The organism is Pseudomonas sp. V98_8, assembly GCF_029967975.1.
Classification (GTDB): domain Bacteria; phylum Pseudomonadota; class Gammaproteobacteria; order Pseudomonadales; family Pseudomonadaceae; genus Aquipseudomonas; species Aquipseudomonas umsongensis.
Genome location: NZ_JASCAE010000060.1, coordinates 24,310 through 34,793, shown reverse-complemented (window position 1 = coordinate 34,793; position 10,484 = coordinate 24,310). Strand labels below are relative to the sequence as shown.

Genomic DNA, 10,484 nt, shown 5'->3' with positions numbered 1-10,484 from the left:
GGGGCCGATGGCGTTGCTGAAGTTGCGCGGCTTTAAGTTGCCGACGCAGATTTTTTTGGGCAAGGGTGAAAAGGCCCAGCTGTGATTCTGCAGAGTAAGCGATAGTTTGTGGGGGCGGGGGCGTGTCAGGTTTCCAGCGTTATCGTTGACGACCATCGTCGGAATGCCGCCCGGAGCATGCTCGCTCCTACAAGGTTATTTGAGAACCCTGTAGGAGCGAGCGGTTTTCGATCAATAAAACATCAACCGCGTTTCTTCCAGATCGGCGCACATCGCCTTGTCGTCCGGATCGATCCCCAGCTTGACGAAGGCCGGTACGCTGAAGGGGTCGATTCGCGAGATCGGATGCTCGGTGTCTTTGTAGCAGTACAGGCTGGCCACCTGAACCAGGTCGACATAATCGATCTGCGCGGACTGTCGCTTGAAGTCCAGGTAAAGCTGCGGCACCTGCACCAGTGGCTCCGGAAACTCCCAAACGCGCAGCAGCTTGTCGCCGAGCAATGGATGTATGCGGTCAATCACATGATTGAGGCTGACCGGATCGGACAGCAGTTCATAGTGATCCTCGGCGTACGTCAGGATCGGCAAGATACCGATCTGGTGCACCAGCCCGCCAAGAGCCGCCTTATCGGGCTTGAGCTGGGTGTAGTGGCGGCACAGCGCATAGCTGACGCCGGCGATTTCCAGGCTTTTGCGCCAGACCTCGCGCATTTTCTGTTCCACCACAGCGGAGCGGGCATGGAAAATCTGTTCCATGACCAGGCCGATCGCCAGGTTGCTGCTGTAGTTGATGCCCAGGCGGGTGATTGCCGTGTGCAGATCGGTGACTTCCTGCGCTGCGCGCAGCAGTGGGCTATTGACCACCTTTATCAGCCGCGCCGACAGCGCGGCATCGCGGCCAATCACTTTGCTCAAGCTACCGATACTGATTTGCGGGTCTTCGGCGGCCTTGCGAATCTGCATGGCCACTTCCGGTAACGTTGGCAGAACCAGGTCATCGTTATCGATGGCCTCAACCAAATCCTGTTGGACCTTTTCCGCCAGCTCACTCATTACGCTTCTCTAGGTGTTGCAAAAAAGTACTGCGCTTAACGCTGGATTTCGCGATCGCGGTCCAGTTGGTACGGCAGGTCGAGCAAGTGCAGGGCCGGGCCGTCGAGGGCGCCCAGATGAATGTCGCCGCCTTCGGCTGCTTCCGCTTGCAACACGGCCAGCAGTTCGATGTGACCGGCAGCATTGGCGGCCAGCACCACTTCACCGATCGAGCTGCCGTGACTGGGGGCAAACAGTTGGGTGCCGGGTTCCGGTAGTTCGTCGGCAACCAGTTGCAGGCGATACAGGCGGCGTTTGAGTTTGCCCAGGTACTGCATGCGCGCGACGATTTCCTGGCCGGTATAGCAGCCTTTCTTGAAACTCACGCCACCGACGGCTTGCAAATTGAGCATCTGCGGGATGAACAGCTCACGGGTGCTTGGCATCACCTGGCCGATCCCGGCCCGAACCTGGCCCAGAAGCCACTGATTGAGTTCCCCTTCGCTCAGTTGGGCGGACAGTTTGCCCTTGATGTCATCGGCTTGATCGGCCGCCACCCACAGCTCGGCGCGTCCAGGTGAGACGCGAATGGCGATCAAGCCGTCATGACGCACGACGCTGTCGGTGTCTTCCGGCAGTTCAAGGCCGAGGTTTTTCAAGGCCTCATCGCCTTGCTCGATGCCGAAGCGAACCCAGGCAGCGCTTTCATCGGTCAATTTGGACTTGGAAAACACCGCGTATTTTTTCAGGTCCGCCAATTGCGGTTCGAGTAATCCGCTGGCCATTGCCAGGAGTACGCCGTCACCTTCAAGCAGGATGCGGAAGCTCGACTGCATCCGGCCTTTCTGCGTGCAACGCGCGCCAAGGCTGGCCCGGGTGTCGCTCAGGTAATTGAGGTTGCAGGTCAGTTGGCCTTGCAGGAACTTGCCGGCGTCCGCGCCGCGGACCGCCAGGACACCTTCATGAGACAGCGTGCAGAAAAAAGCAGAATCGGCCATGGGTCATCGCAGGGTAAAGAGTCTGGCGGACATGATAAGGGGCTGCCCTTGAAATGGGTAGTTCACAAAGGATCGTCCGTGCCCGACCAAAGCCGACTGTTCGATGAGGCGCGGCGCTGTATACTTGCGGCCTATTTGAGGAGCGCTCCATGGTCGAAGATGTTGAACTGAATCGCCTCTACTGGCACAGCCGCCGCGGCATGCTTGAGCTTGACGTGCTGCTGGTGCCATTTGTGAAAGAGGTTTATCCGCACCTCAACGAAGTTGATCGCGCCTGCTACGTCCGGCTGCTCGAATGCGAAGATCAGGACATGTTTGGCTGGTTCATGGAACGCGCCGAATCGGAAGATCCGGAGCTTCAGCGCATGGTTCGCATGATCCTGGACCGTGTCCAGCCCAAGTAACGGGTTCGAATGCCGCTGGCATGCCTCAGGGCAGTTGCTGGCGGCGTATCTTGTGGCCCAGCTGTTCGCGTTGGGTTCGCTGTTTCTTCTCGCCATGCCGCTCTGGGCCACTTTGCCCGGCGTTTTTTGCTGCCTGCTGCACGGTTTTTGGGTATTGCCTCGTCAGATCCTGTTGACGCACCCGCAAGCATTTTGCGGCTTGCGGCGCGATGCCGATGGCTGGCAATTATGGAATCAGGCGCAGGGATGGCAGCCGGTGCAACTGCGTCCGGACAGCCTGGCATTGCCATTGGCGGTGGTGCTGCGATTTCGCCTGCGGGGTGAGCGGCGCACCAGGACTGTTTGCGTGCCCCGGGATTCGCAGGCGGCGGATGTGCACCGACGCCTGCGGGTACGGCTCAAGTTCACTCGGCGTAGGTGGACGGCACCAGGATAGTGTCCAGGGCAACCGGCAGCATCTTCGGATAGTCGAGGGTGTAATGCAGGCCGCGGCTCTCCTTGCGCTCCATCGCTGAGCGAATCATCAACTCGGCCACCTGGGCCAGGTTGCGCAACTCGATCAAGTCCCGGCTGACCTTGTAGTTGCTGTAGAACTCATCGATTTCGTCAAGCAGCAAGCGCACGCGGTGCTGGGCCCGTTGCAGGCGCTTGTTGGTGCGCACGATGCCGACGTAGTCCCACATGAATCGCCGCAACTCATCCCAGTTGTGCGCAATGATCACGTCTTCATCGGAATCGGTCACCTGGCTCGCGTCCCAGACAGGCAGGGCAGCGGGGGCTGACACCTGCGGCAACTGTTCCAGGATGTCAGTCGCTGCCGAGCGGGCGTAGACGAAGCACTCCAGCAAGGAGTTGCTGGCCATGCGGTTGGCACCGTGCAGGCCTGTGAAGCTGGTTTCGCCAATCGCGTAAAGCCCTGGCACATCGGTGCGACCGTGTTGATCGACCATGACGCCACCACAGGTGTAGTGCGCCGCCGGAACCACCGGAATCGGTTGTTTGGTGATGTCGATGGAAAATTCGAGGCAGCGTTCGTACATCGTCGGGAAGTGCGACTTGATGAACGCTTCGGACTTGTGGCTGATGTCCAGGTACACGCAGTCGATGCCCAGTCGCTTCATCTCATGGTCGATGGCCCGGGCGACGATGTCCCGTGGCGCCAGTTCGGCCCGGGGGTCGAAGCGCTGCATGAAGCGTTCGCCATTGGGCAGCTTCAGGTGTGCACCTTCTCCGCGCAAGGCTTCGGTGATCAGGAAACTCTTGGCTTGCGGGTGATACAGGCAGGTAGGGTGGAACTGGTTGAATTCCAGGTTCGCCACCCGGCAGCCCGAACGCCACGCCATGGCGATGCCATCACCGCAGGCGCCATCGGGGTTGCTGGTATAAAGGTAGACCTTGGCTGCGCCGCCGGTGGCGAGGATCACGAAGCGGGCGCCGTAGGTGTCGACTTCCCCCGTGCCGCGATTGAGCACGTAGGCTCCCAGGCAACGATCACCTTCCAGGCCCAGGCGCTTTTCGGTAATCAGGTCGACCGCGACCCGTTGCTCCAGCAACTCGATGTTCGGCCTTTGTTGGGCTTGGGTGAGCAGCGTTCGGAAAATCGCCGCGCCGGTGGCGTCGGCTGCATGGATGATGCGGCGATGGCTATGACCGCCTTCACGGGTCAGGTGGAACTCGAATCCACCGTCTTCAGTGCCGGACTGTTCGTCGCGGGTGAAGGGTACGCCCTGGTCGATCAGCCATTGAATGGCCTCTTTGCTGTGCTCGACGGTGAAGCGCACGGCGTCTTCATGACACAAACCGCCGCCGGCGTTAAGGGTGTCATCGACGTGGGACTCGACGGTATCGGTGTCATCCAGGACGGCGGCGACCCCTCCCTGGGCCCAGAACGTCGAGCCATTGGCGAGGTCGCCTTTGCTCAATACGGCGATGCGCAAATGACCCGGCAAGGTCAGCGCAAGGCTCAAGCCGGCAGCACCGCTGCCAATTACCAGGACATCGTGTTGAAACTGTTGGCTCATTTCAGGATTCCGCTCAAAGCGACCCGGGTCGGGGTAGGCGCCAGACATCTGGACAGGCATGCCCGGCAGCCGCACAGCCCACTAGTATATAGAGGGGGGGAGCGGCACAATAGCCGAGCCGATATGGCATTGTGAAACTACTGTGACGGAAAACTGCTGACGCTTCGTCGGATGTTTTTTCCACCGGTTCGGCGTCAAGCGAACTGTATCGTGGATTTAACACTCTTTTTCGGCTCAGGGTTGAACAATGTCGGTTCTGCCAAGCTATAAATATTTGAACTTTTGCCAAAGGCCCAATATCAATAGACGGTTGCCTGAATCAAGGGACAGTGTCGGTTTCATCGCTGGATCGCGGTTGGGTCCTTGCCGGTCAAGCCGATGACAAGATTATTTGCGCAGCCGGGGAATCTCGCGCTGCGCTTTTCGTGCGTGCCGAATCAGAGCCCGCAGGAAACTTGCCTGGAGGGGGAGAACTTTTGCGAAAAGCCCGAGTCTATGTTTGCAAGCCCGGTCGTTTAGTAATGCAAGCCTCCTCCGAGCTTATCGAGGAGTGTTCATGCTAACCCAGGAAGAGGATCAGCAGCTGGTCGAACGCGTTCAACGCGGCGACAAGCGCGCATTCGATCTGCTAGTGCTGAAATACCAGCACAAAATTCTCGGGTTGATCGTGCGTTTCGTGCACGACACCCATGAAGCCCAGGATGTAGCGCAAGAAGCCTTTATCAAGGCCTATCGCGCACTTGGTAATTTTCGCGGAGACAGCGCGTTTTATACGTGGCTTTACCGCATCGCCATCAACACGGCGAAGAACTATCTGGTTTCACGCGGCCGTCGGCCGCCGGATAGCGATGTCAGTTCCGAGGATGCAGAGTTCTACGATGGCGATCATGGCCTCAAGGATCTCGAGTCGCCAGAACGGGCTTTGCTGCGGGATGAGATCGAAGGCACAGTCCATCGAACCATTCAGCAACTGCCAGAAGATTTGCGTACGGCTTTAACTTTACGTGAATTCGATGGTCTGAGTTACGAGGACATTGCGAGTGTCATGCAGTGTCCGGTGGGTACCGTGCGCTCCCGGATTTTCCGCGCCCGGGAGGCCATCGATAAAGCCCTGCAGCCGTTGTTGCAGGAAAACTAAAGACAGCGGCGACAGCCAAGAGAGGAACGCCATGAGTCGTGAAGCCCTGCAGGAATCGCTGTCCGCAGTGATGGATAACGAAGCGGACGAATTGGAATTGCGTCGGGTATTGAATGCCTGTGACGATGTTGAAACCCGTGAAACCTGGGCTCGTTATCAGATCGCTCGGGCGGTGATGCACAAGGATCTCCTGCTGCCACGCCTGGATATTGCCGCGGCTGTTTCTGCTGCATTGGCTGATGAAGCCGTACCGGCAAAAGCCACTCGTGGTCCATGGCGCAGCCTGGGTCGCCTGGCCGTTGCCGCTTCGGTGACACTGGCGGTACTGGCAGGTGTTCGTCTGTACAACCAGGACGAGATCGCTGGCGTCGAACTGGCGCAGCAATCCACTCAACCTGGCCTGGCTGTTCCACAAGTCAAGGGCCCGGCTGTTCTGGCAGGCTACAATGAGAGTTCGGAAGCCACGGGCCCGATGGCCAATGGCGTATTGCAAGGTCAACCAGGCTGGAACGATCAGCGTCTGCCAGGCTACTTGCGCCAACATGCTCAACAGGCTGCACTGAAAGGTACTGAGAGCGCTCTGCCTTACGCTCGTGCAGCAAGCCTGGAAAACCGTTAAGGAGGATCATGCGCGCCATACCTCTACTTACGCTATTGCTCAGTGGCTGGTTCGTTGTTCCAGCCCACGCCGATCAGGCTCAAGACTGGTTGACCCGCTTGGGCCAAGCCGAGCAGCAGCAAAGCTTTCAAGGTACTTTCGTCTACGAGCGTAACGGTAGTTTCTCTACCCACAATATCTGGCACCGTGTCCAGGATGGCCAGGTCCGCGAGCGTTTGGTCCAGCTCGACGGGTCCGCCCAGGAAGTCGTGCGCGTTGATGGACAGACTCAATGCGTCAGCGGCAACCTGATGGCAGGGCTGGGAGATACTTCCAGCTCGGCTGCTCGTGCACTTGATCCACAGAAGCTCAAGAATTGGTATGACCTTGCTGTCATCGGCAAGTCGCGCGTGGCCGGTCGCCCGGCAGTGATTGTTACGCTGACGCCGCGTGACCAGCACCGCTACGGTTTTGAACTGCATCTTGATCAACAAACCGGCCTTCCTCTGAAGTCATTGTTGCTCGATGACAAGGGACGGCTGCTGGAGCGCTTCCAGTTCACTCGACTCGATCCCGTCGCGGTCCCGACCGACAGTGACCTGCAGCCAGGCGCGGATTGCAAGACGGTGAAGCTCGACAGCGACAAGGCTTCGGCGGTCAAGGAGGCACGGGCCTGGCATTCGGACTGGTTACCGCCGGGTTTCGAACTGACCAGCAGTACGGCCCGCAAGGATCCCCAGACCAAGGTCCAGGTCAACAGCTTGATGTATGATGATGGCCTCGCGCGGTTTTCAGTGTTCCTCGAGCCTTTGAGTGGTAGCGGGGCCACCGATACCCGTACTCAACTGGGGCCAACCGTTGCCGTTTCCCGGCGTTTGAGTACGCCTCAAGGCGAGATGGTGGTGACAGTGGTGGGCGAGATCCCCATTGGCACTGCAGAACGGATTGCGTTATCCATGCGCACCGACGCTACTGCAACCCAGCAGTGACGTGAAATCGAAATGTTTCGTGAGCATTTCAATTTGCAAATCCCTCCAATATTTTTTATAGGTCAGAGCCCCTCGGCTCTGGCCTTGTTTGTTGTTCCCGGAACAAAAATACCGGCGTATCTTTCTCGGTGTTCCTTGCTCCATATCGCTTAACCATGCTCGTCGTAACGGGAGCCGTATGTCGATACCACGCTTGAAGTCTTACCTCTCCATTTTTGCCACCGTGCTGGTGCTCGGTCAGGCGGTCGCCGTTCAAGCGGTCGAATTGCCTGACTTCACGCAACTGGTCGAACAGGCTTCGCCTGCGGTGGTGAACATCAGTACCACGCAAAAGCTGCCTGACCGCAAAGTGAGCCAGCAGATGCCTGACCTCGAAGGCTTGCCGCCGATGCTGCGCGAGTTTTTCGAACGCGGCATGCCGCCGCAGCCTCGGTACCCCCGTGGCGATCGTCAGCGCGAAGCGCAATCCTTGGGTTCAGGTTTCATCATTTCGCCTGACGGCTACATCCTGACCAATAACCATGTGATCGCCGATGCCGACGAGATCCTCGTGCGTCTGTCCGACCGCAGTGAAATGAAGGCCAAACTCATCGGCACCGATCCTCGATCCGATGTGGCGCTGCTAAAAGTCGAAGGCAAGGACCTTCCGGTCCTGAAGCTGGGCAAATCCCAGGATCTGAAAGCCGGGCAATGGGTCGTAGCCATCGGCTCGCCATTCGGTTTCGACCACACCGTGACCCAGGGCATCGTCAGTGCCGTCGGCCGCAGTCTGCCGAATGAAAACTATGTGCCGTTCATCCAGACCGATGTGGCGATCAACCCGGGTAACTCGGGTGGGCCGCTGTTCAACCTCAACGGTGAGGTGGTCGGCATCAACTCTCAGATCTATACCCGTTCCGGCGGCTTCATGGGCGTATCGTTCGCGATCCCTATCGACGTGGCGATGGACGTTTCCAACCAGCTCAAAAGCGGTGGCAAGGTCAGTCGTGGATGGTTGGGTGTGGTTATCCAGGAAGTGAGCAAGGACTTGGCCGAATCGTTCGGCCTGGACAAGCCGGCCGGTGCGCTGGTTGCGCAGATACAGGATGACGGCCCGGCTGCCAAGGGTGGTCTGCAAGTTGGCGATGTGATCCTGAGCATGAATGGTCAGCCGATCATCATGTCCGCCGATCTGCCGCACCTGGTGGGCGCCTTGAAGGCAGGCTCCAAGGCTAATCTGGAAGTGATCCGCGAGGGCAAGCGCAAGAATGTCGAGCTGACGGTTGGCGCTATCCCGGAAGAAGGCAAGGAGCTGGACGACCTGCCGCTGTCGAGCATCGAGCGCAGCAGCAACCGCCTGGGCGTCTCGGTGGCGGAGCTGACGGACGAACAGAAGAAAACCTACGACCTCAAGGGCGGTGTGGTGATCAAGGAAGTCCAGGACGGCCCGGCGTCGATGATCGGCCTGCAGCCAGGCGATATCATCACTCACCTGAACAATCAGGCGATCGGTTCGGCCAAGGAGTTCACGGACATCGCCAAGGCGTTGCCAAAGAACCGTTCGGTGTCGATGCGCGTCTTGCGTCAGAACCGCGCGAGCTTCATCACCTTCAAGCTGGCTGAATAATCCACTCATCGGCTGAACGAAAAACCGCCTCGAAAGAGGCGGTTTTTTTTGGGGGGGGCTTTCACCTGTCTCACGCCATTCCCTGTAGGAGCTGCCGCAGGCTGCGATCTCTTGATCTTGCTTGATTAAAATCAAAAGATCGCAGCCTGCGGCAGCTCCTACAGGTTGTGTGTTATCCGGGTTTTGTTGAAGCGTCAGCCCATCATGTCCTTGATCATGCGTTCCTGCTCCATCAGCTCTCGCTGGCGGGCATCGATTCGCGACGCCAGCGGGAAATTGTTGCCGGCCTTGCGCTTGGCAAAATCGAGTTGCTGGATGGCCTGGCGATAGTCGCCCACCAGTGCGAAATACTCGGCACGCGCCTGGTGCAGGCCGATGATGTTGCCTGACAGGCCACGGGTTTCGGCAACCTGATACCATACGTCCGGATCGTCCGGGCGCGACTTGAGCAGGCCTTCGAGCGCTTTCTCGGCATCGGCGGCGCGGTTCTGTTTCAGCAGCAGGTCGACGCGTACCTGGTTCAGTGGATAATTGCCGGGGTATTGCGTCAGCATCCGGTCAACCCTGGACTGTGCATCCGGCAGGCGATTGTTGGTAATGTCCAAATCGACCTGGGCGAGGTTGTAGATAATCTCGTTCGGCGCCTTGGCCAGCAGCGGCTTGAGGTTTTCCCGTGCTTCGTTCAGTTGACCGCCTTTGATCTGCGCAATCGCAAGGCCGTAGCGCGCCGCATCGTTTTTCGGATTTTCCTCCAGCAGGGCGCGGAAACGCTTGGCGCCCAGGCCTGGGGTTTCCTCGTAGATCAACTGAACCCGCGTACGAATCAATTGATAACGCAGGGTGTCTTCGATGCCGCCCTTTGGGGCCTGCTCGGCACGGTTGCGGGTGTCGGCGATTCGCGATTCGGTGACCGGGTGAGTCAGCAAAAATTCCGGTGGCTTGGCGTCGAAGCGGTATTGGCGCCCCAGGCGTTCGAACATGGTTGGCATGGAACGGGGGTCGTAGCCGGCCTTTTCCAGGTTGAGGATGCCGATGCGGTCGGCTTCCTGTTCGTTCTGTCGGGAGAAGCGCCGTTGTTCCTGGATGGCTGCCGCCTGTGTGCCGGCAATCGCCGCAATACCGGCGTCGCCGGCGCCGGCCGCGGCAATCACGATGCCAGCCAGCAACGCGGCCATCATCGGTACCTGCATGCGCTGCTGGGCCTCGACACCGCGGGCAAAGTGGCGTTGCGACAAGTGAGCCAATTCGTGAGCCAGCACCGAGGCATATTCGCCCTCGGTCTGCGCATTGAGGAACAGGCCGCCGTTGACACCGACGATCCCGCCAGGCGCCGCGAACGCGTTGAGCTGTGGGCTGTTGATCAGGATGAACTCCAGGCGCCGGTCATTGACCTGGCTGGTCTCCACCAGGCGGTAGACGCTGGATTCGACGTAATCCTTGAGCTGCGGGTCGTTGAGCTGTGCTACCTGGCTGCGCAACAGGGCAAGCCAGGCGCGGCCCAACTGATACTCCTGTTGCGGCGAGACGATGGCAGAACTGGCGTCACCGAGTGACGGCAGGTCGTCGGCGAAGCCCGGTGAGGCGAGCAGGCAAGCGAGCGTCAGCAGGGTGGGGCGCAAAAAAGTCATGCACAAGGCCTTAGTCGACAAAGAGCTTACTGTAGCCGGACACCAGCCTTGCGACCAGATATTCTAGGCA

At 59.0% G+C, this 10,484-nt stretch carries 10 protein-coding genes; 6 read left to right on the top strand and 4 right to left on the bottom strand.

Translation table 11 applies throughout. The features are described from left to right. Positions 1-231 precede the first annotated feature (231 nt). Positions 232-1,053, bottom strand: a complete 822-nt coding sequence (locus QLG10_RS20555; protein WP_110752505.1) for an HDOD domain-containing protein — start codon at positions 1,051-1,053, stop codon at positions 232-234. A 35-nt stretch (positions 1,054-1,088) separates the two neighbouring features. Next, a complete protein-coding gene (locus tag QLG10_RS20550; protein ID WP_282487929.1) occupies positions 1,089-2,030 on the bottom strand; it encodes a folate-binding protein YgfZ in 942 nt (313 codons plus the stop codon). Between the two features lie 149 nt (positions 2,031-2,179). Here QLG10_RS20550 and QLG10_RS20545 point away from each other — a divergent pair, with 149 nt between their 5' ends. After that, complete coding sequence (locus QLG10_RS20545; protein ID WP_007898624.1) at positions 2,180-2,434, top strand: succinate dehydrogenase assembly factor 2; 255 nt, start codon at positions 2,180-2,182, stop codon at positions 2,432-2,434. Beyond that, positions 2,418-2,870, top strand: coding sequence for a protein YgfX (locus QLG10_RS20540; RefSeq protein ID WP_110752509.1), 453 nt, complete (start codon positions 2,418-2,420; stop codon positions 2,868-2,870). Before QLG10_RS20545 ends, QLG10_RS20540 begins: the two co-directional genes overlap by 17 nt. Here QLG10_RS20540 and nadB read toward each other — a convergent pair. Beyond that, a complete protein-coding gene (gene nadB / locus QLG10_RS20535) occupies positions 2,839-4,455 on the bottom strand; it encodes an L-aspartate oxidase (protein ID WP_179056470.1) in 1,617 nt (538 codons plus the stop codon). The genes QLG10_RS20540 and nadB overlap by 32 nt on opposite strands. A gap of 556 nt (positions 4,456-5,011) precedes the next feature. Between nadB and rpoE the strand changes: the two genes are divergently transcribed. From rpoE to QLG10_RS20515, 4 genes are all read left to right on the top strand, one after another. Further along, a complete protein-coding gene (rpoE, locus tag QLG10_RS20530) occupies positions 5,012-5,593 on the top strand; it encodes an RNA polymerase sigma factor RpoE (protein ID WP_003172477.1) in 582 nt (193 codons plus the stop codon). Positions 5,594-5,624: 31 nt separating this feature from the next. Beyond that, positions 5,625-6,212, top strand: a complete 588-nt coding sequence (locus QLG10_RS20525) for an RseA family anti-sigma factor (protein WP_008055970.1) — start codon at positions 5,625-5,627, stop codon at positions 6,210-6,212. An 8-nt stretch (positions 6,213-6,220) separates the two neighbouring features. Beyond that, positions 6,221-7,180 carry a MucB/RseB C-terminal domain-containing protein gene (locus QLG10_RS20520; protein ID WP_110752513.1) on the top strand — a complete coding sequence of 320 codons (960 nt, stop codon included), beginning with the start codon at positions 6,221-6,223 and terminating at the stop codon, positions 7,178-7,180. Between the two features lie 178 nt (positions 7,181-7,358). Beyond that, positions 7,359-8,786, top strand: coding sequence for a DegQ family serine endoprotease (locus QLG10_RS20515; RefSeq protein ID WP_110752515.1), 1,428 nt, complete (start codon positions 7,359-7,361; stop codon positions 8,784-8,786). Between the two features lie 194 nt (positions 8,787-8,980). Here the strand turns inward: QLG10_RS20515 and QLG10_RS20510 are convergent, their stop codons facing one another. Beyond that, the gene (locus QLG10_RS20510; RefSeq protein WP_110752517.1) at positions 8,981-10,414 is read right to left on the bottom strand and encodes a M48 family metalloprotease; all 1,434 of its coding nucleotides are present in this window, start codon (positions 10,412-10,414) and stop codon (positions 8,981-8,983) included. Between the last annotated feature and the right edge of the window lie 70 nt (positions 10,415-10,484).